This window comes from Polymorphospora rubra, from assembly GCF_018324255.1.
In the GTDB taxonomy this organism is placed as follows: domain Bacteria; phylum Actinomycetota; class Actinomycetes; order Mycobacteriales; family Micromonosporaceae; genus Polymorphospora; species Polymorphospora rubra.
This window is the reverse complement of record NZ_AP023359.1, coordinates 2,937,906-2,963,427: the sequence shown is the minus strand read 5'-3', so window position 1 is coordinate 2,963,427 and position 25,522 is coordinate 2,937,906. Positions and strand designations below refer to the sequence as shown.

Genomic DNA, 25,522 nt, shown 5'->3' with positions numbered 1-25,522 from the left:
ACTTCGACCGGCGGTACGGCCGGCTGTCGCTGCACGAGGCTCCGCTGGTGCGGCTGCTGGTCGCCCGGGATCCGCGCGACGGCCGGTGGCTGGCGCTGGAGCTGATCCACCACATCATCGACGACAACACCTCGCTCAAGCAGCTCAACGCCGAGATCCGGGCGCACCTGGCCGGGCTGGGCGACCGGTTGCCGCCGCCGCTGCCGTTCCGCGACTTCGTGGCGCGGATCCGGCGCGGTGTGGACCGGATCGAGCAGGAGAGCTTCTTCCGCGGGATGCTCGGCACCGTCGACGCGCCGACCGCCCCCTTCGGCCTGCTGGACATCCACGGCGACGGCCGCACGATGCGCGACGCCCGGATCCGCCTCGCTGCGGGGCTGGCACCGCGGCTGCGCGACCGGGCGCAGGCCCTGCAGGTCAGTGTGACCAGCCTCTTCCACGTCGCCTGGGGACAGGTGCTGGGTCGGGCCAGCGGCCGGCAGGACGTGGTGTTCGGCACCGTCCTGTTCGGCCGGATGCAGGGCGGTGCCGGCAGTGACCGGGTACTCGGCCCGTTCATCAACACGCTGCCGCTGCGGGTCACCCTCGGCGAGACCGGTGCGGCGGACTGCGTGCTGCGGACCCACGCGGCGCTGACCGAGCTGATCCGGCACGAGCACGCGCCGTTGGCATTGGCGCAGTCGTGCAGCGGGGTGGCGCCGCCGGCCCCGCTGTTCACCGCCCTGCTGAACTACCGGCATGCCGAGGTGCTGGCCGAGCCGGACGCGGTCCCGGCGGCCGGCTCGGACGTCTTCACCTACCTGGCCGCCGAGGAGCGCGGCAACTATCCGCTGGCGCTGGACGTCGACGACCTGGGTGACGACTTCATCCTGACGGTCGCCGCCACCGCCGAGGTCGCCGCCGACCGGGTCTGCGCAATGGTCGAACGGGCGTTGGAGACGCTGGTCGAGGCGCTCGAGCGGGCGCCCGAGGCGGCGGCGGGCCGGCTCGACGTACTGCCGCCCGCCGAGCGGCACCGGCTGCTGGCCGACGGCAACGCCGAGACGGTGCCGTATCCACCGGAGCGGCTTCTGCACCAGCTCGTCGAGGCACAGGCCGCGCGGGACCCGGACGCGGTCGCCGTGGTCCTCGACGATCAGGAGCTGACGTACGGCGAACTGAACGCGCGGGCCAACCGGTTGGCGCACCACCTGCGCGGCCGGGGCGTCGGCCCGGACCGGCTGGTCGCGATCTGTGTCGAGCGGTCGCTCGACACGGTGGTGGGCCTGCTGGCGGTACTCAAGGCCGGCGGCGCCTACCTACCGCTGGACCCGGCCTACCCGGTCGAGCGGCTCGCCTACATGCTGCGCGACAGCACACCGGTCGTGGCGCTGACCCACGGTCCGGCCCGCGACCGGCTGGGTGCCGCGCTGGCCGGGATGGACACTCCCGTCGTCGACCTCGATCTCGACGCGGCCGGCTGGGCGGACCTGCCGGAAAGCGATCCGGTCGTCGACGACCTGGCCGCGCACCACCTGGCGTACGTGATCTACACGTCCGGCACCTCCGGTGCCGCCAACGGGGTCATGGTGGAACACGGTCAGCTGGTGGCCGTCGCCGCCGCCTGGGAACGTCTCTTCGACCTTCGTCCCGGCCTGGTGCACCTCCAGATGGCGAGTTTCTCATTCGACGTCTTCACCGCCGACGTGGTGCGGGCGCTCGGTTTCGGCGGGCGGCTGGTGCTCTGCCCGCGTCCGCTGCTGCTCGACGGTCCCGGCCTGTACGCCCTGCTGCGCCGGTACGACGTGGACTTCGCCGACTTCGTACCGGCGGTGCTGAATCCGCTGATGGGCTATCTGGACAGTGTCGGCGGGAGCCTCGCCGGGCTGGAGACGGTGGTCTGCGGCTCGGACGCGTGGACGGTGGCGAACGCCGTGCAGCTGCGGGCGCTGTGCGGGCCGGAGGTCCGGATCGTCAACGCGTACGGCGTGACCGAGGCGGCCGTCGACAGCACCTGTCACCTGCTGCCGGCCACCGGTGTGGCGGACCTGCCCTGCCTGCCGATCGGCCGGCCGCTGCCGAACGTACGGGTCTATCTGCTCGACGGGGCCGGCGAGCCGGTGCCCGTCGGGGTGGTAGGTGAGATCTGCGTAGGTGGCGCGGGGGTGGCCCGCGGCTACCTGAACCGGCCGGAGCTGACCGCGCACCGCTTCGTCGCCAGCCCGTTCGTGCCCGGTGACCGGCTCTACCGGACCGGTGACCTGGGTCGCCGGCTGCCGGACGGGCAGTTGGAGTTCCTGGGGCGGGACGACTTCCAGGTGAAGATCCGTGGCTTCCGCGTCGAACTCGGCGAGATCGAGGCCCGGTTGGCGCGGTGCCCGGGGGTACGGGAGGCGGTCGTCGTCGCCCGCCCCGACAGCAGTGGCCACCAGCGGTTGATCGCCTACCACCTGAGCGCCGGCGGGCAGTCGCCGAGCGCCAGGGTGCTGCGGGACCGGCTCGCCGCCGAACTGCCGGACTACATGGTGCCGGCGGCGTACGTCGGCCTGGCGGCGTGGCCGCTGACCCCGAACGGCAAGCTCGACCGGGCGGCGCTGCCGGCGCCGGACGGGGAGGCGTTCGGGCAGCGTGGCTACGTGGAGCCGGTCGGGCTGCTGGAGGCGATGATCGCGGCGACCTGGTCCGACGTGCTGGGCATCGAGCGGGTCGGCCGGTTCGACGACTTCTTCGCCCTGGGCGGTCATTCGCTGCTCGCCATGCGGCTGGTGTCGAGGATCCGGCAGGCGCTGGGGCGGGAGGTCTCGCCAGCGGCGCTCTTCGCGGCCCCGGTCCTTTCCGCGTTCGTGGAGCGGCTGACGCCGGACGGACGGGACGTGCTGCCGCCCATCCGCGCGGTCGACCGTGGCAACGCGGTGGAGTTGTCGTTCGCGCAGCAGCGGTTGTGGTTCCTGGAACGGCTCGGCGGCGTCGGGCAGGCGTACCACATGCCGATGGCGCTGCGCCTCGACGGCTGGCTGGACCGCGACGCGCTCGCTTCGGCCCTGGACTCGCTGGTGGCCCGACACGAGGTGCTACGTACCCGGATCGTGCCGGACGGCGCCGACGCCCACCAGCACATCGACCCGCCCGACATCGGCTTCACCCTGCACGTCGACGACCTCACCGGACACCCCGACACCGGCACCCGCCTCGCCGAGTTGCAGCAGGCCGAGACCGTCGCCCCGTTCGACCTGACCACCGGCCCACTGATCAGGGGCCGGCTGATCGTCCTCGCCCCGGACCGGCACGTACTGCTGCTGACGACGCACCACATCGTCTCCGACGGCTGGTCGATGGGGGTACTCACCCGGGAACTCGGCATCCTCTACGGGGCGTTCCACCGTGGCGAGGGCGACCCACTGCCGGCCCTGCCGGTGCAGTACGCCGACTACGCGGCCTGGCAGCGGCAGTGGCTCGCCGACGGCGTACTCGCCCGGCAGGAGACGTACTGGCGACAGGCCCTCACCGACGCACCCACCCTGCTCGAACTCCCCACCGACCGACCCCGGCCAGCCGAGATGGACCATGCCGGCGCGCACCTCACGCTGGACCTCGACGCCGAACTGACCGCCGGTCTCAAGGCGCTGAGCGCCCGGCACGGCGGGACGCTGTTCATGACCCTGCTGACCGGGTGGGCGATCGTGCTGTCCCGGCTGTCCGGACAGCATGACCTCGTCATCGGCACCCCCACCGCCAACCGACGCCGCGCCGAACTCGAAGACCTCATCGGCTTCTTCGTCAACACCCTCGCCCTACGCATCGACCTCACCGACAACCCCACCGTCACCCAACTCCTCGACCGCGTACGCGACCTCTCACTGACCACCCTCGAACACCAGGACCTGCCCTTCGAACAGGTCGTCGAACTCGTCAACCCCACCCGCAGCCTCGCCCACACACCGCTGTTCCAGGTCATGTTCGCCTGGCAGAACAACGAGGACGGCGAGCTGACGCTGCCGGGCGTCGAGGTCACCGCGCTGCCGTTCCCGCACACCACCGCCAAGTTCGACCTGATCCTGTCGCTGGCCGAGCAGGGCGGGCGGATCACCGGCAGCCTCGAATACGCCACCGCCCTGTTCGACACCGACACCGCCCACCGCCACACCCGCTACCTGCACCACGTCCTGACCCAGATGGTCGACCACCCCGACCGGCCGGCGGGCGAACTGGCCCTGCTCGACGACCGGGACCGGGCCCGGGTGCTGCGCCAGGCCCCCACCGCCCCGGTCGAGCGGGGCGTCCGGGCCCGGTTCGCCGAGCGGGTCGCCGCCGCACCCGACGCGGTGGCGGTGTCGTACGACGGCGGCTCGCTGCGCTACGGCGAACTGAACGCCCGCGCCAACCAACTCGCCCACCACCTGCGCGAACACGGCGTCGGCCCGGACTCGCCGGTCGCGGTCTGCCTGCGTCGTTCACCGGAGCTGATCGTGGCGCTGCTCGCCATCCTCCGGGCCGGTGGCGCGTACGTGCCGCTGGATCCGGCGTACCCGGCGGAGCGGCTGGCGTACATGCTGCGCGACAGCGCCCCGGTCCTGCTGCTCACCGGTGGGGACACGGCGGCCGTCGCCGACCTGCCCGGCGCGCCGCCCGCCGTCGACCTCGACGCCGACCGGTCGTACTGGGCCGGGCACCCGACCAACGCCCCGGAGCCGGCGACCGAACCCGACAACCTCGCCTACGTGATCTACACCTCCGGCTCGACCGGCCGGCCGAAGGGGGTCGCGCAGACCTGGCGGTGCCTCGACAACCTGATCGACTGGCAGCTCCGCTACGCCGCGCCGGGCAGCCCGGCACCGCAGCGGGTGCTCCAGTTCGCCTCGATCAGCTTCGACGTCTCGTTCCAGGAGATCTGGAGCACCCTGTGTCAGGGCGGCGAGCTGGTGCTGATGGACGAGGAGCGCGGCCGGGACCTCGGCCAGCTGCGCGGGTTCATCGCCGAGCGGGGCGTACGCCGGGCGTTCCTGCCGGCGGCGGTGCTGCACCAGATGGCCGGCCTCACCGGTGCCGTCGCCCCACTCACACCGGGCTGCGAAATCGTGACCGCCGGCGAGGCGCTGCGGGTCAACGACGACGTCCGCGCCCTGCTGGCGGGGCTGGGTGGCCGCTACCTCTACAACCAGTACGGCCCGACCGAGACCCACGTGGTCAGCCAGTTCGCGCTGGCCACCGACGACGCGGCGGACTGGCCCGCACTGCCGCCGATCGGCCGGCCGGTCGCCGGCGCCCGGCTCTACGTGCTCGACGGGCGGCTCGAACCGGTGCCGGACGGCGTGCTCGGCGAGCTGTACATCGGCGGCACCGGCCTGGCGCGCGGCTACCTGAACCGGTCCGGCCTGACGGCGGCCCGGTTCCATCCCGACCCCTTCGCCGGGCCGGGCGAGCGGATGTACCGCAGCGGTGACCTGGTCCGCCGGCGGGTCGACGGCACCATCGAGTTCGTCGGGCGCGCCGACGACCAGGTCAAGGTACGCGGCTTCCGGGTCGAACCGGGCGAGATCGAGAGCGCGTTGCGGGACGTGCCGGGCGTACGCGAGGCGGCGGTGCTGCTGCGCGAGGATTCGCCCGGCGACCCGCACCTGGTCGGCTACCTCGTCGGTGACATCACCGCCGAGGTGGCCCGCGACGACCTGCGCCGGCGACTGCCCGGTCATCTGGTGCCGACCCGCTGGGTGGTGCTGGACCGGCTGCCGCTGACCGCTAACGGCAAGCTCGACCGGCGGGCGCTGCGCGCGCCGGAGCAGCTCGACGACGCCACCGCCTACGTCGCGCCGCGCGACGACCGGGAGGCCCGGCTGGCGGCCATCTGGGCCGAGGTGCTGCGCCGCGACCGGGTCGGGGCGTACGACAACTTCTTCGCGCTCGGCGGGCACTCGCTCCTGGCGACCCGGCTCGTCCACGCGATCAACCAGCGGATGGCGGCCGGGCTGTCGCTGCGGACCCTCTTCCAGAAGCCGGTCCTGGCCGACCTGGCGGCCGAGTTGGCGCACCACGCCGCGCCCCCGACCGTCGACTTCCCGCCGCTCACCCCCGACCCCGCCGGCCGCCACGAACCGTTCCCGCTCACCGACATCCAGGAGGCGTACTGGGTCGGCCGCGAGTCGACGATCGAACTCGGCGGGGTCGGCGCGCACGGCTACAGCGAGCTACGGGTACGCGACTTCGACGAGGAACGGTTCCGCCGGGCACTGGACCGGCTGATCGCCCGGCACGACATGCTCCGGGCGGTCTTCCACGACGGCACCCAGCACGTCCTGGCGACCGTGCCGCCGTATCCGATGGCCCGCCACGACCTGCGTGGCCTCGATCCCGACACCGTCGGGCGGCGGCTGGCCGAGATCCGGGACCGGATGTCGCACCAGCTGCTCGACGCCGGCCGGTGGCCGCTGTTCGAGTTCGCGCTCACGTTGCTCGACGGCGAGGCGCGGCTGCACGTCAGCATCGACGCCCTGATCGTCGATGCCGCCAGCGGGCAGATCCTGGAGCACGAGTTGGGGCTGCTGTACGCCGACCCGGACGCCGACCTGCCGCCGCTGCCGGTGAGCTTCCGCGACTACGTCGTGGCCGAGCGGGCCCTGCGGCAGACACCGCGCTACGAGCGGGCGCTCGCCTACTGGCGGAAACGGGTCGGCACGCTGGCCCCCGCGCCGGGGCTGCCGCTGGAGCGCCAGCCGGAGAGCATCGAGCGGCCGCGTTTCACCCGATACGACGAGGTACTGCCGGCCGAGCGGTGGAGCCGGCTGAAGGCGGCGGCCGGCCGCCACGGGGTGACCCCGTCGGTGCTGCTGCTGACCGCGTTCGCGCAGGTGCTGGCCAGGTGGAGCCGGCAGCCGCGGTTCACGCTGAGTCTGCCGCTGTTCAACCGGCTGCCGCTGCATCCCGGCATCAACGCGGTGATCGGCGACTTCACCTCGCTGGTGCTGCTGGAGGTCGAGGTGCCGGCCGGGGTCGACTTCGTGACCCGGGCCCGCGCGGTGCAGGAGCAGCTGTGGCAGGACATCGACCACGCGGCGGTCAGTGGCGTACGGGTCAACCGGGAACTCGCCCGCGCCCGGGGCACCCGGCACGCGGCGCTGCCGGTGGTCTTCAACAGCACCCTGAGCGAGCTGGCTCCCGAAACCGGCGACAGCGGTCTGCCGGCGGCGCTCGACGGTGAGGTCGTACACGGCATCACCCAGACCCCGCAGGTCTGGATCGACCACACCGTGCTGGAGGCCGAGGGACGGTTGCACTTCAACTGGGACAGCATCGACGAGCTGTTCCCGGCCGGTCTGGTCGCCGAGATGTTCGCCGCCTACCGGGCGTTGCTCGGCCGGTTGGCGGACCCCGACGCCTGGCACACCACTGTGGAGGGTCCGGCCGCACCGCCGGCGCCCGCGGCGTTGCCGGCCGCCCGTCCGCTCATGCACGAGCTGTTCGACCGGCAGGCGCTGGCGACCCCGGCCGCGCCCGCGGTGCTGGCACCCGACCGGCGACTCGACTACGCGGCGTTGCGTACCGAGGCGCGGCAGCTCGCCGGGCGCCTCCAGGACCGGGGCGTACGTCCCGGGCAGCTCGTGGCCGTGCTGCTCGACCGTGGCTGGGAGCAGGTCGTCGCCACCCTGGCGGTGCTCTACGCCGGCGGCGCCTACCTGCCGGTCGACCCCGACTGGCCGGCGGAGCGGGTGGCCCGGGTGCTGGCCCGGGCCGGGGCGGAACTGGTCCTGACCGGGCCCACCCCGGTCGCCGTACCCGAGGGTGTCGATCACCTGGTGGTGGACGCGACGACGGTCGGCGCGGGCGGCCCCGCCCTTCGGCCGGTCGCGGTGGCCGACACCGAGCTGGCGTACGTGATCTACACGTCCGGCTCCACCGGCACCCCGAAGGGCGTGATGATCGACCATCGGGGTGCGGTGAACACCCTGCTCGACGTCAACGAGCGCTTCGGTGTCGGGCCGGCGGACCGGGTGCTCGCCGTTTCCGCGCTCAGCTTCGACCTCTCCGTCTTCGACATCTTCGGCACGCTCGCCGCCGGGGCGGCGGTCGTGACGCTCGATCCGGAGCTGTCCCGCGATCCGGTCCACTGGTCGGAGCTGGCGTGGGCGCACCGGGTCAGCGTCTGGAACTCGGTGCCGGCGCTGGCCGGCATGCTGGTCGACCACGCCGAGGGCGGCCATCCGCTGCCACCGTCGCTGCGCCTGGTCATGCTGTCCGGTGACTGGATCCCGCTCCCGCTGCCGGGACGGCTGCGGGCGCTGCTGCCCGACGTCGACGTGCACAGTCTCGGCGGCGCCACCGAGGCGTCGATCTGGTCGATCCACCACCCGATCGGCGAGATCGACCCGGCCTGGCGGAGCATCCCGTACGGCCGGGCGCTGGCCAACCAGCGGTTCCACGTGCTGGACGACGCGTTGCGTACCCGGCCGACCTGGGCCGTCGGGCACCTCTACATCGGCGGGATCGGTCTGGCGCAGGGCTACTGGCGCGACGAGGCGGCGACCGCGGCCAGCTTCGTCGTCCACCCGGTCACCGGTGAGCGGCTCTACCGCACCGGTGACCTCGGACGGCTGCGGCCCGACGGCTCGATCGAGTTCCTCGGCCGCGAGGACGACCAGGTCAAGGTCAACGGCTACCGGGTCGAGCTGGGTGAGATCGAGGCGGCGTTGGAGAGCCACCCCGGGGTACGCGCGGCGGCGCTGCGGCTGATCGGACCCGCCCAGGGCGACAAGCGGCTGGCCGCGTACGTGGTGCCCGACGATGCCGTCCTCGACGCGACCGTCCTGGTCGAGCACCTGGAGCGGCGGGTGCCGGCGTACATGGTGCCGGCGTCGTTCACGTTCCTCGACGCGTTGCCGCTGTCGGCCAACGGCAAGGTCGACCGGAGCCAACTGCCGGAGCCGGAGGTTTCGGTGGTCGCCGTGGTCGAGACGCTGGTGCTCGACGATCCGGCCGAGGACCGCCTGGTCAAGATCGTCACCGAAATCCTCGACGTGGCGGTCGTCGCACCGGACGCCAACCTGCTGCTGCTCGGCGCCACGTCGATCGACATCGTACGGATCTCCAACGCGCTCGCCGGTGAGCTGGGGTTCCGGCCGAAGCTGGCCCGGCTGATGCGCCAGCCCACGCTCGCCGACCTGCTCGCCATATATCGGGAACACGCCGCCCAACGGGCCGTCGTCGCGCAGGCGCAGCGGGCCGCCACGGTGGTCGACGATCCGGCGGCCCGCGCCGAGTTCAAGGCCCGCGGCGAGGGCCGGCGCGTCTTCCCACCGGCCGCCGCGCAGGTGGCGCTGGCCGCCCCGGCCGGCCCGGAGTTCACCGGCCGCTACACCGACTACCGCTCGGTGCGCCGGTTCGGTGCGGAGCCGTTGCCGGTGGAGTCGCTGGGCCTGCTCCTGGCCAGCCTGTCCCAGCGGCAGGTCGACGGCCGGGCCAAGTTCCAGTACGGCTCGGCCGGCGGCACCTACCCGGTGCAGACGTACCTGTACGTCAAGCCGGGCCGGATCACCGGGGTGCCGGGCGGCGCCTACTACCACGACCCGGTGCCCCACCGGTTGGTGGCGCTCGGCGACGACCGCGAGCTGAGCCCGGACGCCTACGACTACTTCGTCAACCGGCCGGTGTTCGAATCGGCGGCGTTCGCGCTGTTCCTGGTGGCGCAGGGGGCCGCGATCGATCCCCTCTATCCGGAACAGGGCCGGGCGTTCTGCGACATCGAGGCGGGTGCGATGGCCCAGTTGCTGACCATGGCCGCCGCCGACCACGGCCTCGGCCTGTGCGGGATCGGCGCGCTGGAGGCGGCGGAGCTGGGCGCCCTGTTCGACCTGGATCCGACCCACCGGTTGGTCTATTCGCTGGTCGGCGGGAGCCGGCCGGACCGCTCCAACCTTCCCGGGCCACGGGCGGCGGTCGCCGGCGCCACCGACACGATCACGGTGGAGATATGAACGCCTTCGAACTGCTGGACACCCTCAACCGGCACTCCGTCGGGGTGCGGGTCGACGGGGACCGGCTGCGCCTGGAGGCGCCGCGCGAGGTCCTCACCCCGGAGCTGCTGGCCGACCTGAAGCTCCACAAGGAACAGTTGATCGCGATCCTGACCGGTACGGACCCGGACACCATCACGCGCCGGCCACCGTCGGACGGGCCGCTGCCGCTCGCGTACGCGCAGCGCCAGCTGTGGTTCCTCGACCGGTTGTCGCCGGGCAACCCGTTCTACAACAACCCGGTCGCGTTCGACATCGCCGGCGCCCTGGACGTGGCGGCGCTGACCTGGGCGTTGACCGAGGTGGTGCGCCGGCACGAGGCGCTGCGCACCGTGTTCGCGGACGTCGACGGCGAACCCTGTCAGGTGGTGCGGCCGGCCGGTCCGGTCGCCCTGCCGGTCACCGACCTCGGCGGGCTGCCGGACGCGGAGCGGCGCCGCCGGGCGGCCGAGGCCGTCGAGGCCGACGCCCGGGCCCCGTTCGACCTGGCCACCGGGCCGCTGCTGCGCAGCAGCCTGCTCCGGCTCGCCGACGACGAGCACCGCTGGCTGCTCAACGTGCACCACACGGTGGCCGACGGCTGGTCCATCGGCATCCTGATCGGCGAGGTGACCACGCTCTACGCGGCGTACGCGCGGGGTGCGGCGAGCCCGCTGGCCGAGCTGCCGATCCAGTACCCGGACTACGCGTTGTGGCAGCGCCGGCACCTCGAAGGCGGCGAACTCGACCGCCAGCTGGCCTACTGGACCAAGGCGCTGGCCGGGGCGCCGGCGCTGCTGGCGCTGCCGACCGACCGGCCCCGACCGGCGGTGCAGCGCTACCGCGGCGACTGTCACGGCATCGTGGTCGACGCCGACGTGCTCCGGGGTCTGCGCGAGATTGGCCGGGCCGGGGACGCGACCCTGTTCATGACGCTGATGGCCACCCTGTCGGTGCTGCTGTGGCGCTACAGCGGGCAGGACGACGTCAGCGTCGGCACGCCGTTCGCCAACCGCAACCACCGCGAGGTGGAGGGCCTGATCGGCCACTTCATCAACACCGTGGTGATCCGGAACCGGCTGCATCCGGGCGAGCCGTTCACCGCCCTGCTCGCCGACGTACGCCGGCACCTGCTCGACGCGTACGCGCAACCGGACCTGCCGTTCGAGCAGTTGGTGGACGCGCTGAAACCGGAGCGGCACACCAGCTACTCGCCGCTGTTCCAGGTGATGCTGGTGCTCCAGAACATCCCGCGCGGGCAGCTCGAGCTGCCGGGGCTGGCGCTGCGTCCGCTGTCGAGCAGCACCGGTGCCGCCAAGTTCGACCTGTCGGTCGAGGCCGCCGAACACCCCGACGGGCTGCACCTCACCTTCGAATACAACACCGACCTGTTCGAGCCGCCGACGGTCGCCCGGATGGCAGACCACTTCGTACGCCTGCTCGGGCAGGTGGCCGCCGCCCCGTCGACGCCGGTGGGTGCGCTGCGCCTGCTCGGACCGGCCGAGCGGCGACGGCAGGTGGTCGACTGGAACCGCACCGAGCGACCCGTTACCGCGTCCAGCCTGGTCGAGCGGTTCGAGGCGGCGGCGCGCCGGCACCCCGACCGGCTCGCCGTGGCCGGTGCCGGCGGGCGGCTCGACTACGCCACGCTGGACCGGCGGGCCAACCGGCTGGCGCACGCGCTGATCGCCCGGGGGTGCGGCCGGACGAGATCGTCGGCGTGCACGCGCACCGGTCGGTGGAGTTGGTCGTCGCGATCCTCGGCGTGCTGAAGGCCGGGGCCGCATACCTGCCGCTGGATCCGACCCTGCCGCCGGAACGCCTGACCGGCATGGTCGCCGACGCGGCGCCGGTGCTGCTGCTCGGCGACGGTGCCGGGACCGGGATCGGGGCCGACGACATCGCCGCCATCGAGGCGGAGGGGCGGTCGGACGCGCCGCCCGGCGTCGTCCCGCACCCGGTCGGCCTGGCGTACGTGATCTACACGTCGGGGTCGACCGGCCGACCCAAGGGGGTCGCGGTCGCCCACGGCAGCATCGCGAACCTCCTCGACCACTGGGTGTCGCGGCTGGGCGCCGTCCCGGGCGAGGCGGCGGCGTTGTGGTCGAGCATCGGCTTCGACGTCTCGGTGCAGGAGATCTTCCTGCCGCTGACCACCGGTGGCGCCCTGCACCTCGTACCCGAACAGTTGCGGGGCGATCCCGTGGCGCTGATGGGCTGGCTGCGTGAGCACCGGATCGTCCAGGCGTACCTGCCGCCGGCCTTCGTCCGGTGGATCGACGAGGACCCGGCGGCCCGGTTGGCCGGGCTGGCGCTGCGGCAGCTGCTGGTCGGCGTCGAGCCGCTGCCGGAGCAGGGCCTGCACCGGATCCGGGAGACCCTGCCCGGCCTGCGGGTCCTCAACGGGTACGGGCCGACCGAGACCGCCGTCTACAGCACCGCGTACGTCGATCCGGAGCCGTTGGCGCGGCAGTGCCCGATCGGCCGGCCGCTGGCCAACACCCGCGTCTACCTGCTCGACGAGCGGCTGGAGCCGGTGCCGGTCGGGGTGACCGGCGAGATCTACATCGGGGGTGCCGGCCTCGCCCGGGGTTACCTGGGCCGGCCGGGGCTGACCGCCGACCGGTTCGTGGCCGACCCGTTCCGGCCCGGCGAGCGCGTCTACCGCACCGGTGACCTGGCCCGTTTCCTGCCCGACGGCGACCTCGAATACCTCGGCCGCCGGGACAACCAGGTCAAGCTGCGGGGTTTCCGGATCGAGCTGGGCGAGATCGAGGCGGCGCTGCTCGACCAGCCGGACGTGCACGAGGCGGCGGTGCTCGTCGACCGGAACGCGGTCGGCGAACCGCGGCTGGTGGCCGGGATCAGCCGGGGCGGGGCGGCGCCGAAGCTGGCGAGCGAGTGGCGGGCGGCGCTGTCGCGGCGGCTGCCCGGCTACATGATCCCGGCGCAGTTCGTGGAGTTGCCGCACCTGCCGCAGACCGCCAACGGCAAGCTCGACCAGGTCGAACTGCTGCGCCTGGCCCGGGCGAACCTGCCGTGGCAGGTCAACCTGGCCAGCCCGCGCGACCAGATCGAGCTGACGCTCTACCAGATCTGGAAGCGGCTGCTGCTCCAGCCGGACATCGGCATCGGCGACTCGTTCTTCGACATCGGCGGCACCTCGATCTCGGCGATCAAGCTGGCCCACGCGGTCGGCGAGGAGTTCGGCGTCACGCTGCCGGTCCACGAGATCATGCTGCACCCGACGATCGAGGCGCTGGGTGGCCGGCTGCGGCGGGGCGCCTCCGGTAGGCCGCCGAGCAACCTGATCGAGTTCCGGGCGGGTTCCGGTGGCGGGCAGGTGATCTGCGTGCACCCGGCCGGCGGCACCGCGTTCTGCTACCTGTCGCTGGCCAAGGCGTTGCCGGAGTCCGTCGGCGTGTACGGCATCCAGTCGCCGGGGGTCAACCCGGGCGAGGAGTTCCTGCCGACCGTCGAGGCGATGGCCGAGACGTACCTGCGGCAGGTCGCGCCGCTGCTGTCCGGGCCGGTCGTCCTCACCGGACTGTCGTACGGCGGGCTGGTCGCGTACGAGATGGGGCGGCGGCTGGCGCTGGCCGGCCACCCCGGACTGAGCGTGGTCCTGCTCGACACCCTGGGTACGGACGACCCGGCGCACCGGGCCGCGATCGAGCCGGTGGACATGGCCGAGTTCCGCGACAAGCTGATCAAGTTCAACGGGATGTATCCGGGCATCGACGACCGGCAGATCGACCAGTACCACCGGATCTACAACCACAACCGCACCACGATGCGTGACTATCCGACCCTGCCGTCGCCGGCCCGGCTGGTGCTGTTCCAGGCCACGGCAGGCCGCGACGAGGACTTCCTGGACGAGGTGCGCGGCTTCTGGCGGCGGCGGGGTGGCGCCGACTTCCGGCTGGAGCCGGTGCACTGCGACCACTGGGACATCCTGGAGAGCGCCGAGGTGTCACGGGTCGCCGCTCTGCTGCGCGACGAGCTGGACCGGATCCCGGCCCGCGAGCCCGTACGGGAGGCGTGATGGAGTCCGGCCTCGCCCGCGCGGTGCTCGCCCAGGCGCGCCGTACGCCGGACGCGGTCGCGGTCTCCGACGGCGACCGGGACCTGCGCTACGCCGAGTTGGCGGCGATGAGCGCCGCCGTCGCCGGTTCGCTGCACCGGGCCGGGGTACGCCCCGGACAGGCGGTCGCGGTCCGGCTGCCACGCTCCTGGCAACTGGTCTGCGCCATGCTCGGCATTTTGCGGCTGGGTGCCACGGTCGTGCCGCTGGACCGGCAGAGCCCGCCGGATCGGCAGCGCCACATGCTGGTCGACGCGGCCGCCGTGGCTGTGGTGCACGGGCCGGACGGGCCCGACGAGCTGCCCGACGGCGTGCTGCCGCTGCCGGTGGACGCGCTGCTGGGTGCCGGCGGGGAGCCGGGGCCGGAGGCCGCGCCGGCGCCGGTCGCGTTCCTGTTCTACACCTCGGGGACCACCGGCCGGCCGAAGGGCGTCGAGGTACGCGACGCCGGCATCCTGCGGCTGGCCCGGCCGGGCTACCTCGAGCTGTCCCCGGCGGCCCGGTACGCGTGCCTGTCGAACCCGGCGTTCGACGCGTTGAGCTTCGAGGTCTGGGTGCCGCTGCTGACCGGCGGCTGCTGCGTGGTGCTCGACGACGAGACGGCGGCGACACCGGACCGGCTGGCCGGGGCGCTGCGCGCCGGGCGGGTCGACACGCTGTTCATCACGGTGGCGCTGTTCAACGCGGTGGTCGACCGGGTGCCGGACTGCTTCGCCGGGATCGGCCAGGTGCTGGTCGGCGGCGAGCAGCTCAACGCCCGGCTGATCCGCCGCTGGTATGCCGACAACGCCGCCAGCGGAACCCAACTGTTCAATGTGTACGGTCCGACCGAGGCGACCACGTTCGCCCTGTGTCATCCGATCCCGCGGGACTTCGCCGGCGAGGTGGTGCCGATCGGCGGGGTGCTGCCGGGCACCGAAGCCCTGCTGGTGGTCGACGGCACGCGGCTCGCCGGGGAGGGCGAGGTCGCCGAGTTGTACCTCGGCGGTGCGGCGTTGGCGGCCGGCTACCGCAACCTCCCCGGGGAGACCGCCGCCCGCTTCGTACGGCCGCCGTGGCTGGACGGCTCGCAGCGCTACTACCGCACCGGTGACCTGGTGCGTCGCGACGCCGCCGGCCGGATCGAGTACGTCGGACGGGTCGACCGGCAGGTCAAGGTCCGTGGCTTCCGGGTCGAGCCGGGCGAGGTGGAACGGCAGATCGTCACCCACCCGGCGGTCCGGCAGGCGTACGTCTGCACCCGGCGCGGCCCGCTGGGGGTGAACGAGCTGCTGGCGTACGTGGTGGCCGCCCCCGGTCTGTCGTTCGTGGACTTCGACCGGCACCTGGCGGCGGCCCTGCCGGCGTACATGCGCCCGCACCGGGTCCATCTGGTCGACGCCCTGCCGCTGAACGCCAACGGCAAGGTCGACCAGGACGCGCTGCTGCGCCGCGCCGATCCGCCGTGGCGGGGGGACGCCGTCGGTTCGCCCGCCACGGCGTGGCAGCGCGAGGTGCTGGGGCTGGCCGGCGAGGTGCTCGGCGTACCCGACCTGCGGCCGGGTGACCGGTGGATCGCCAGCGGCGGCGACTCGCTGAAGGCGCTGCGGCTGCGGTTCGAGGTCCAGCGGCGCTGGGGTGGCGAGCTTCCGCAGGCGGCGGTCCTGCACGGCGACTTCGCCGAGCTGGCCGCCGCGATCGACGCGGCCCGGACGGCGACCGGTTCGCCGTATCCGGTGCCGGCGGCCCCGACCGGCGCGCGGTCGGCGCCGGCCACCTCGGAGCAGCAGCGGCTGTGGCTGTTGCAGCAGCGGTCGCCGGGGTCGGGGGCCTACCACGTCGGGTTGGCGTTCGCGCTGCGCGGCCGGGTCGACGTCGCGGCGTTACGGCAGGCGCTGCGGCAGGCGGTGGTCCGGCATCCGGCGCTGCGGACCGGGTTCCGGGCCACGCCCGACGGGCTGTTCCAGGAGGTCGGCGAGGCGTACGACCCGTGGGTCGAACCCGGCGGCGACACCGGCGGTGACTGGCCCGGGCGGGCGCGGGCGCTGTTCGCCGTACCTTTCGACCTGGCGCGGCCGCGGATGCTGCGGGCCCACTGGCTGCCCGGCGACGACGGCGGAATGCTGCTGCTGCACCTGCACCACATCGCGGTCGACGGCTGGTCGCTCGACGTGCTGTTCCGCACCCTGTCGGCCGACTACGCGGCGGCGCTGGCCGGCACGGCGGCCGAGGCTGGCACAGCAGTCAAGGTCGGGACGGCGGCCGAGGTCAGGACGGATGCGCCGACGCCGCTGGACTACGCCGCCTGGCAGGCCGACTGGTTCACCCGGCCGGCGTATCTGGCGCAGCGTGCGGCGCTGCGGGCGCACCACGCCGACATCGACGAGGTCGCGGCGCCGCTGCGACCGGTCCGGGCCGGCGCCGGCGACCACCTGCTGCAGACCTCGGTCGACACCGTACGCCGCGGCATGCTCGACCGGCTCGGCGCCGAGTTGGGGTTGACCCGCTTCCACCTGCTGCTGGCCTGCTTCGCGTGGGCCGTGTACGGGGTGACCGGCCGGACCCATCCGCGCATCGCCAGCCCGGTCGCGAACCGGCCGGTGCGGGACTTCGCCGACAGCGTCGGAATGTTCGCCAACACCGTGCTGCTGCCGTTGGCGCTGGCGCCGCGCGAGGGGCTGCGTGCCCAGGTGCTGCGGCAGGCCGCCGCCCTGCGCCAGGTGCTGGACGCGCAGGACGTGGCGCTCGCGCACGTCGTCGAAGACCACGACTTCGGCGCCGACGCGCCGCTGTTCGACTTCCTGTTCGTCCTCGACAACACCGACTTCTCCGCGCTGGCGCTGCCCGGTTGCGCGGCCCGGCCGGTGTGGCTGCCGCCGACCGCGGCGAAGTGCCCGCTCACCCTGTCGGTCGTCGCGCACGAGGCCGGTTTCGACTGCCTGTGGGAGTACGCCGGCGACCACTTCGACGCCGGCGACGCCACCGCGTTGGCCGACCTGTTCCGGCAGGGGCTGGACGCGCTGACCGACGGCGGCACGGTCACCCTGGCCGAGCTGGTGCGGACGTACCGGAACGGGCTGCCCGAACCGGGCCGGGGCAACCACGCCGAGCCGACGTACGCGACGGTGGCCGAGGGTTTCGCCCACCGGGTCCGTGCGGAGCCTTCGGCGACGGCGCTGGTGGCCGGCGACCGCAGCCTCAGTTACGCCGACCTCGACGGGTACGCGGCGGGCCTCGCCGCCGACCTGGCGCGGCGGTATCCGGTGCCGGCCCGGGACGCCGCCGTCGCGCTGTTCCTCGAACCGTCGGTCGAGCACGTCGTGGCGCTGCTGGCGCTGGCCCGGCTGAACCTCACCATCGTGCCGCTCGACCGGGCCTACCCGCCGGCGTTGCTGCGCCAGATCCTGGGCCAGGTCGCGCCGCTGTGCGTGCTGCTGTCCCCCGGCGACGAGGCCGCCCTCGACGCGATCGACGGCGGCGCCCACCCCCGCCTGCCGGTGTCCCTGGCCCGCCCCGCCGCCGCGCCACCACCCCTGTCGTACGCCGGCCGGCCGCTCTACACGCTGTTCACCTCGGGCTCCACCGGCACTCCGAAGGGCGTACGGGTCAGCGACGCCCTGCTGTGCAACCTGCTGCAGTGGCAGGTGGCGGCCGGTGGCCTGGCCGGCCGGGCGGCCACCCTCCAGTTCTCGATGCTCGCCTTCGACGTCTCCTTCCAGGAGGTCTTCGGCACGCTGTGCGGCGGCGGCACGCTGCACCTGCCCCGGCGCGGCCGGCGGCAGGACATGCCGGCGCTGCTGGATCATCTCGACTCCGCCGGCATCGAGCGGATCTTCATGCCGTACGTCGCGTTGCAGCTGCTGGCCGAGCACGGGGTCCGTCTCGGCCGCCACCCGTCGCGGCTGCGGGAGGTGGTCACCGCCGGCGAGCAACTGGTCTGCACCGACAGCATCCGCCGCTGGTTCACGGGGCTGCCGGGCGCGCGCCTGTTCAACCACTACGGGCCGACCGAGACGCACGTGGTCAGCGGCCTCCGCCTCGACGGCGACCCGGCCGGCTGGCCGGCCCGGCCGGCGATCGGGCGTCCGATCGCCAACATGTGGCTGCGGGTGGTCGACGAGGCTGACGAGGTCGTACCGCCGGACTGCCCCGGACAGCTGCTGATCGGCGGGCCGCTGGTCGAGCCCTGCTATCTCGGCGATCCGGCGCTCGACGAGGCCCGGTTCGTCGAGCTGCCCGGCCTCGGCCACTTCTTCCGCAGCGGTGACCAGGCCCGGTTCGACCGCGACGGCCTGCTGCACTATCTGGGCCGCGACGACCAGCAGGTCAAGGTGAGCGGCCACCGGCTGGAGCTGGGTCAGGTCGAGGCGGCGCTGCTGCGGCATCCGGCGGTCGTCAACGCCGTGGTCGTCCGTGACGGTGGGCAGCTGGTCGCCTGCCTGGAATGCCGGGCCGCCTCGCCGGCCGCGGCGGAGCTGACCGGTCACCTGGCGGGGCTGCTGCCCGCGTACGTACGCGTCGACCGGTTCCGGTGTCTGCCGGAGCTGCCGCGTACGGCCAGCGGCAAGCTGGACCGCCGCCGCGCGCTGGCCGCGCCGGGCGAGGAGTTGCGCCCCCGGGGCGCCGTCGCGGCGCCGGCCCTGTCGGCGCTGGAGGCGCGGCTGGCCGGACTGTTCGAGGAGGTGGTCGGGGTGCCCATCGGCCCCGATCAGCGCTTCTTCGACGGTGGCGCGGGCAGCCTCGGCCTGATGCGGTTCCACCTGCGCCTGACCGCCGAGGGGTGGTCGCTGACCATTCCCGATCTCTTCGCGCACGTCACGATCCGCGGCCTGGCCCGGTTCCTCGAGGGCCGGCAGAACGCCGAGCCGGACACCGTTCCGGCCGGTCCGGCGGACGAGCCGGTCGCGGTCGTCGGGATGGCGGTCCGGCTGCCCGGCGCGGACGACCTGGCCGCCTTCTGGGCCATGGTGGCGGCCGGCGGACGCGGGATCGAGCATTTCGACGCCGCCGACGGACTCGTCGGGGCCCGCAGCCAGCTGGCCGGACCGCTCGCGTTCGACCCCGAGCACTTCGGCATCAGCCGCTCCGACGCCCGGTTGATGGACCCGCAGCAGCGGCACCTGCTGATGAGCTGTGTCGAGGCGCTGGCGCACGCGGGTATCGCCGACCCGGCCGGGCGGCGGGTCGGCCTGCTCGCGAGCTGCGGCGAGAACACCTATTTCCAGGCGATGCTTCGCGACGGCGACCCGGCCCGGTTGCCGGACGCGTTCCAGTTGGCGCTGCACCACGACAAGGACTTCCTGGCGACGAAGGTGGCATACCACCTGGGGCTGACCGGGCCGGCGTTCACCGTGCAGGCGGCCTGTTCGAGTTCGCTGGTGGCGGTGCACCTCGCCGCCGGCCTGCTGCGGCAGGGCGACAGTGACGTGATGCTGGTCGGCGGGGTGCTGGTGGACCCGCTGCTGCGCGACGGATACCGCTACCGGCCGCAGCACATCTTCTCCCCGGACGGACACTGCCGGCCGTTCAGCGACGACGCCGGCGGCACCGTCGGGGCGAGTGGGGTCGGCGTGGTGGTCCTGAAACCGCTGCGGTCGGCCCGGCGGGACGGCGACACCGTGTACGCGGTGATCACCGGTTCGGCGGTGAACAACGACGGTGCCGACAAGCTCGGCTACGCCGCCCCGTCGGTGCCCGGCCAGCGTGAGGTGATCCGCGCCGCGCTGCGCCGTAGTGGGCACGACAGCGCCGACCTGGGTTACGTCGAGGCGCACGGCACCGGCACCGAGTTGGGCGACCCGGTCGAGGTGGCCGCGCTGCGGCAGGCGTACGACCTGGCCGAGTCCGGTCGTTGTGCGCTGACGTCGGTGAAGAGCCAGATCGGTCACCTCGGCGCGGCCGCCGGGGTCGTCGGCCTGGTCCGCGCCGTCCTGTCCATCCATCATGGACTGATCCCGCCGAACGTCGACTTCCGGCGCCTCAATCCGCGTCTCGGTCCCGACCCGGCGCCGTTCTACGTCCCGGCGCAGGCCCGTCCCTGGCCGGACGGGCGCCTGCGGGTGGCGGCGGTGAGCAGCTTCGGCATCGGCGGCACCAACGCCCACCTGGTTCTCGAAGCGGCCGAACCGACGACCGCCGCACCGCCGGGCACCGACGTACCCGTGGTGGTGCTCGCCGCCAGCAGCGCGACCGGGCTGCTGGCCGACGCCGCCCGGATCGCCGACTACCTCGCGGCCCGGCCCGACACCTACCGCCAGGTGCTGCGCCACCTGCACGCCGGCCGACCGGCGGGCCGCTGGCGGACGGCGGCGGTATGCGCCGACCCGGACGCGGCCGTGGCCTGGCTGCGTACCGTGACCGCCGTCGAGGTCGCGCCGGCCGACGCGCCGCCCGTCGAGGTCACTCTGCCGGCGGCGGAGCTGGCCGCCGCGTGGCTGGCCGGCCGGACGATCCGCTGGCCGGCCGGGCCGGCACAGGCACCGTGGGACTTTCCCCCGCCCGCCTTCGAGCTGGCCGACCACGACTTCGCCCGCGCCGCACCACCGCCCGGACCGCGGGCACCGGTCGCCGAGCCGGTCGACGAGGGGTGGCCGGCCCGGCTGCCCGAGGCCGAGTGGCTGCACCAGCCGCACTGGGTGCGGTGGCGCCACGCCGGCACCGCCGTCGACGTACGCCGGCCGGCGACACTCGTGGTGATGGCGGCCGAGCCGCTTCCCCCGGCCGCCGTACGCGCGTTCCAGGCGGCCTACGACCGGGTGGTGACCGCCGTCGCCGCCGACCACTTCGCCCGGCTGGCGCCGGACAGCTACCGGGTGGACCCGGCCGACCCCGACTCGGTACGCCGGCTGCTCGACGCGCTGCCCGGCGCCGACATCGACTGGCTGCACGCGCTTGCGCTGGCCGTCGGCGGACCGGTGGGTCCGGACTCGCTCGCCGACGCCTACCGGGCCTGCGTCGACACCCCGGCCGCGCTGCTGGCGGCCGTGGCCGACCGGCGGGTACGGGCCTGGTGGCTGTCGTACGACGCGCAACCCGTCACCGGCGACGTGGGCCGGCCGGAGCTGGGGCTGCTCGCCGGGGTGTGCGAGGTCGCTCCCCAGGAGTCCGCCGTCGACGGCCACTGGCTGGACCTGCCGAGCCGCGACCCGGCGGACTGGGCGCCGGCGGTGGCGGCGCTGGCGGCTTTCCCGGCCGAGTCGGCGCTGCCGGCGGAACCGGCGCCGCCCCGGCGGCTCGCGCTGCGCGACGGCTACTGGTGGGAGCCGGCGCTGCTGCCGGTACGCCCGCCCACCGGCCCGGCGCCACTGCCGGCCGGGCCGGCCGTGTACCTGGTGCTCGGCGGCACCGGCGGCATCGGGCGGAGCATCGCGGCGTGGCTGCTGGAGCAGGGCGACTGCCGGGTGATCCTGCTCGCCCGGCGGGGCCGTCTGCCGGCCGGGCTGACGCCGTGGGTCGACCGCGTCGACGTCGTCGAGGCGGACCTGGCCGAGACGGCTCCCGACGAGCTGCTGACCCGGCTCGGCGCGTACACCCGGCGGGTCGACGGGATCGTCCACGCGGCGGGGGTCGCGGCCGGCGGGTTGGTCAACCGGCGGGACGCGGCCGCGATGCGGCGGGCCACGGCCGGCAAGACGCACGGCGCGCTGCTCGTCGAACGGCTCGTCGCCCACTACCGGCCGGCGTTCGCCGTCTACTGCTCGTCGATGTCGGCCCAGTTCGGCGGCGTCGGCCAGCTCGACTACGCCGCCGCCAACGGGCTGCTGGACGGCTTCGCCCGGCACCGCACGACCGGGACCACGGCGCGGATCGCCGTCGACTGGGACGTCTGGCACGAGGTGGGCCTCGCCCGCGACGCCCTGCCCACCGACGCCCGGCACCGGGCGCACCTGGCGGTGGGCCTGTCGGTGGCCGACGGGCAGCGGCTGTTCGGGCACGCCCTGCGGCTGCGGCTGCCGCACCTGCTGGTCGCCACGACCACGCTGGACCGGGCCCGGGACTTCTACGCACCGCCGGCCGGGCCACCGGTCGCGGTGCCCGCCGTGGCGCCCGCAACGGCGGCCGACGAGCTGACCAAGTGGCTGTGTCACTGGCTGGACGTGGACCGGCTCGACCCGGCCGCTTCACTGTACGACCTCGGTGCCGACTCCCTGCTGCTGCTGGACCTGGTCGACGAGGTGAAGGAGCGCTTCGGTGTCGGCCTCGCGCTGTCCCGGCTGAGCCACCGGGTGAGCCTGAACGAGGTGCTGGACCTCCTCGGCGGGACGCTGCACGCCGACGCCCCCACCGGGTCCGCCGTACCGCTGGAGGTCTGGCAGGCGGGCCGCGGGCGGACGGTGCTGTGCCTGGTCCACCCGGTCGGTGGCGACATCCAGGCGTACCGGTCGCTGGTGTCGGAACTCGACCCGGACCTCACCGTCTGCCTCATCACCGATCCCGCGCTGGAGCGGCCCGACCAGCCGACCTGGTCGGTCACGGAACGGGCCGCGCACTACCACCACGCGCTGGCGGCCCGCTTCCCGCGCGGCGAGTGGCGCTGGCAGCTCGCCGGCTGGTCCTTCGGCGGCTGGGTGGCGCTGGCGATGGCGGCGCGGGCCGAGGCGGACGGGCAGCCGGTCGAGGAGCTCTACCTGCTCGACCCGCCACCGCCGGACGCCGGGCCGGCCTTCCGGGGGTACGACGACGAGCGGCTCGAAGCCCTCTTCGCCCACGAACTCGGGGCGGCGACGGGCACCGGCGCCGCGGCGAAGGCGTACGTGGACGGACTGGTCCGCTGCTGCCGGGCGAACCTGGCCAGCATGGCGGACCACGTCCCGCCCCGGCTGGCGGGCACGCCCGCCCGGCTGTGGTTGGCGAGCCGCCCGACGGCCGGCCTGCCGGTGCTCGACCCGCCCGAGGCGCAGGCCCGCAGGTGGCAGGCGTACCTGCCCGGACTGGCGGGGTGGCATCGGGTCGACACCACGCACTACGGCATCGTCGAACCGGAAACGGCCCGTACGGTGGCCCAGATCATCAACGAGGCGCAACGATGACAGTCAATGATTGGTTCTGCCGGGCATCCGATGTGGAAGCTCCGGTGCGGTTGTTCTGCTTCCCGTTCGCGGGTGGCAACGCCGCCGCCTTCCTGCCCTGGCAGCGGATGCTCGGCCCGGACGTCGAGTTGTGGGTGGCCCAGTTGCCCGGCCGAGGTGCCCGGCTGCTGGAGCCGCCGCTCGACGACCTGGACGAACTGGTCGCCCGGTTGGCCGCCGCGGTCGCCGCGCGGGGCGACCGCCCCTTCGCCCTCTTCGGGCACAGTCTCGGCGCGCTGGTGGCGTTCGAGGTGGCCCGTACCCTGCGCCGCGACGGGCTGCCCGGCCCGCACAGCCTGTGGGTCGCCGGCGCCGAGGGCCCCGGGACCCGGTCGGTCGAGGACCGGTTGCACGACCTGCCCGACCCGGAGCTGATCGAGGCGCTGCGCGACTACGGCGGCACCCCGGCCGAGTTGCTGGACGACCCGGAGATGATGGAGCTGCTGCTGCCCGGCCTGCGGGCCGACTTCGCGCTCGACGAGTGCTACACCTACCGGGCCGGGGCACCGCTCGATCTGCCCGTCCACGTGCTGCTCGCCGACCGGGACCCGCACGTGGATCCGGCCCGGGCGGCGGGTTGGTCGCAGGAGACCAGCCGGCCGGTCCACCGGCACGTCTTCCCCGGTGGGCACTTCTTCCTCTTCCCGCACCAGGCCACCATCACCGCGTTGTTGGCGACGGTGCTGGCCGCCGATCACACACCGACGCGATGAACCCGTACCAGTCGTTGCCGCCACGGTCGTTCTGGCGCACCGCGGTCGCCGAGCCGGACATGCTGGACATCGGCGACCTGTGGACGCCGAAGTTCGCCGTCGACCCGGACGATCCGGTGCTGACCGCCGGCTCCTGCTTCGCCCGCCACATCGGTCCCGCCCTGCTGGAGTACGGGATGAACTGGCGCGAGGTCGAACTGCCGCCGCCCGGCCTGACCGCGGCCGAACGGCTGGCCCGCCACTACGGCCAGTTCTCGTTCCGGACCGGCAACATCTACACCGCCGCCACGCTGCGCCAGTGGCTGGCCTGGGCGCTGGGCGACGAAACGGCACCCGAGGAGTTCTGGTGTGAGAACGGGCGGTTCTTCGACCCGTACCGGCCGGCGGTCGAACCGGACGGCTACCCGTCGGCCGAGGAGGCGTCCGCCGCCCGCCGGGTCACCCTGGCCGCGATCCGTACGGCGATCGGCGAGGCGGGCTGCCTCGTCTTCACCCTCGGGCTGACCGAGGCGTGGCGGGACCGACGCACCGGCACCGTCTACCCGGTCTGCCCCGGCACGGTCCGCGGCACCTTCGACGCCGACCGGCACGCGTTCGGCAACTTCACGTTCCCCGAGGTGTACGCCGACCTGTCCGCCGCCGTGGCGCTGGCCCGGGCCGCCAACCCGCGGTTGAACGTGCTGCTGACGGTGTCACCGGTGCCGCTGACGGCGACCGCGACCGGGGAGCACGCGCTGACCGCCACGACGTACTCCAAGTCGGTGCTGCGGGCGGTGGCGGGACAGCTGGCCCGGGAACACGACCACGTCGACTACTTCCCCTCGTACGAGATCGTCACCGGCTTCCCCTATCGGGCGGTGTTCTTCGAGCCGAACCTGCGTACGGTGACGCCGGCCGGGGTCGACTTCGTCATGCGCCACTTCTTCGCCGGGCTCGAGAGACGACCCGCCGGACTCGAGGGACGACCCGCCGGGCCAGGAGCGGCCCGTCCGACCGGCACCAGCGACGGGGGTGACCAGCTCTGTGACGACGCCGTCCTCGACTACTACAACGCCGGCTAGGTTCCTGCTCGTCGGCGACTCGCACGCCGGGCCGATCGGCCGGGCGGCGAAGGCGGCCGGGCTGCCGTTCGTCGGCGGCCCGATCGGCTCCGGGCGCGACTTCAACGCCGACTTCTTCGACGTACGCGACGACCGCCTGGTGTTCCGCGACGCCGAGGTGGACAAGCTCTACCGGGGCTTCCTCGCCGACCTGAGGGTGGATGACATCGGCCAACTCACGGTCCCGCTGGTGTCGACGTTCGGGCTGAGCGCACACTTCTTCGCCACCACCGAAAACTGGCACATCTACCGCACCGGCGACGGCGGATTCCCGGCGGGTTTCCTGTCGAGCCGGCTGTTCGACGACATCGTGTGCGCCATGGCCCGCGACGCGCTGGTCTTCTACCGCCACGCCGTCGACCTGGGCCTACGTGTCCTCGCGGTGATGCCGCCGCAACGGGTACCGGGCATGGCCGATCCGGCGGTCTTCATGGCGGCACAGGAGACCGTCCGGCGGGCGCTCGTCGAGCGCGGTGTGGAGATCGTCGACCTGCGGGCCCGGGTCACCGACGCGACGGGCCGGCAGCGGGCCGCGCTGTGCGAGCCGGACGACCCGATCCACGGCAACCTCGCCTTCGGCCGGCTGATCGTGGCCGACCTGCTCGCCAGAGGGCTGTGA

At 73.8% G+C, this 25,522-nt stretch carries 7 protein-coding genes (1 of these 7 running past the window's edge); all 7 read left to right on the top strand.

Features of this window, described 5'->3' with window-relative positions; translation table 11 throughout:
* Tightly spaced (each overlapping or abutting the next), the 7 genes in view from Prubr_RS13575 to Prubr_RS13545 form a layout consistent with a single transcriptional unit that may run on beyond the window.
* Positions 1-9,941: the 3' portion of a non-ribosomal peptide synthetase gene (locus tag Prubr_RS13575; RefSeq protein WP_212825423.1), read on the top strand. It extends 3,667 nt beyond the left edge of the window; only the last 9,941 of its 13,608 coding nucleotides appear in the window; its start codon lies beyond the left edge, outside the window; it ends in the stop codon at positions 9,939-9,941.
* The gene (locus Prubr_RS13570) at positions 9,938-11,731 is read left to right on the top strand and encodes a condensation domain-containing protein (protein ID WP_212825421.1); all 1,794 of its coding nucleotides are present in this window, start codon (positions 9,938-9,940) and stop codon (positions 11,729-11,731) included. Before Prubr_RS13575 ends, Prubr_RS13570 begins: the two co-directional genes overlap by 4 nt.
* Positions 11,656-14,004: an amino acid adenylation domain-containing protein gene (locus Prubr_RS13565; RefSeq protein ID WP_212825419.1), complete on the top strand. Its 2,349-nt coding sequence runs from the start codon at positions 11,656-11,658 to the stop codon at positions 14,002-14,004. Before Prubr_RS13570 ends, Prubr_RS13565 begins: the two co-directional genes overlap by 76 nt.
* The gene (locus tag Prubr_RS13560) at positions 14,004-23,051 is read left to right on the top strand and encodes a non-ribosomal peptide synthetase (RefSeq protein WP_212825418.1); all 9,048 of its coding nucleotides are present in this window, start codon (positions 14,004-14,006) and stop codon (positions 23,049-23,051) included. Before Prubr_RS13565 ends, Prubr_RS13560 begins: the two co-directional genes overlap by 1 nt.
* Positions 23,048-23,803: a thioesterase II family protein gene (locus Prubr_RS13555; RefSeq protein WP_212825416.1), complete on the top strand. Its 756-nt coding sequence runs from the start codon at positions 23,048-23,050 to the stop codon at positions 23,801-23,803. The genes Prubr_RS13560 and Prubr_RS13555 overlap by 4 nt, the downstream gene beginning before the upstream one ends.
* On the top strand, positions 23,800-24,864 hold the full coding sequence (locus Prubr_RS13550) for a GSCFA domain-containing protein (RefSeq protein ID WP_212825414.1): 1,065 nt from the start codon (positions 23,800-23,802) through the stop codon (positions 24,862-24,864). The genes Prubr_RS13555 and Prubr_RS13550 overlap by 4 nt, the downstream gene beginning before the upstream one ends.
* A complete protein-coding gene (locus Prubr_RS13545; protein WP_212825412.1) occupies positions 24,827-25,522 on the top strand; it encodes a hypothetical protein in 696 nt (231 codons plus the stop codon). The genes Prubr_RS13550 and Prubr_RS13545 overlap by 38 nt, the downstream gene beginning before the upstream one ends.

Excerpts from the sequence above, each read along its gene's own strand:
- Prubr_RS13550 (WP_212825414.1), top strand. The coding sequence starts at position 23,800 with ATGAACCCGTACCAGTCGTTGCCGCCACGGTCGTTCTGGCGCACCGCG.
- Prubr_RS13560 (WP_212825418.1), top strand. The coding sequence starts at position 14,004 with ATGGAGTCCGGCCTCGCCCGCGCGGTGCTCGCCCAGGCGCGCCGTACG.
- Prubr_RS13570 (WP_212825421.1), top strand. The coding sequence starts at position 9,938 with ATGAACGCCTTCGAACTGCTGGACACCCTCAACCGGCACTCCGTCGGG.
- Prubr_RS13555 (WP_212825416.1), top strand. The coding sequence starts at position 23,048 with ATGACAGTCAATGATTGGTTCTGCCGGGCATCCGATGTGGAAGCTCCG.